The organism is Massilia frigida (assembly GCF_011682175.1).
In the GTDB taxonomy this organism is placed as follows: Bacteria; Pseudomonadota; Gammaproteobacteria; order Burkholderiales; family Burkholderiaceae_D; genus Telluria_A; species Telluria_A frigida.
The window spans coordinates 1-348 of the sequence record NZ_WHJG01000196.1 but is presented as its reverse complement, the minus strand read 5'-3'; the positions used below and the strand labels follow the sequence as shown (position 1 = coordinate 348).

Genomic DNA, 348 nt, shown 5'->3' with positions numbered 1-348 from the left:
CCCCACGTTAAATTCGAGCACAAAGCGCACCACCACGTACAGCGACCCCACGGGAACGAGCAGGGACAGCAGGAGCTTGAGCATCGTGCGCGCCGATTGCCATGCGCCGCGGCGCGCCAGCGCGGGCAAGGGCCTCGGCTGCCAGCCGGTATAGCGGGTGTGGGCCAGCCGCTGGGCGCGCCGCAGGAACAGCCAGCGCAGGGGCAGGCAGACCGTGGTCAGGTTGGCGAATGCGAACAGCAGCACGTAAAAGAAGCCCGCCAGCACCAGTGCGACAAGGAGCAACTGCAGGACCGGTCCGAGTTCCATGACCGACTTCGCGATGTCGGCCAGCAGACGCACCAGGTC

General features: G+C 67.0%; 1 protein-coding gene. It reads right to left on the bottom strand.

Annotation, left to right across the window (positions count from 1 at the left end):
- Positions 1–348 (bottom strand): hypothetical protein (locus F2P44_RS34655; protein ID WP_167094636.1); only part of this gene is annotated, 348 nt, incomplete at both ends.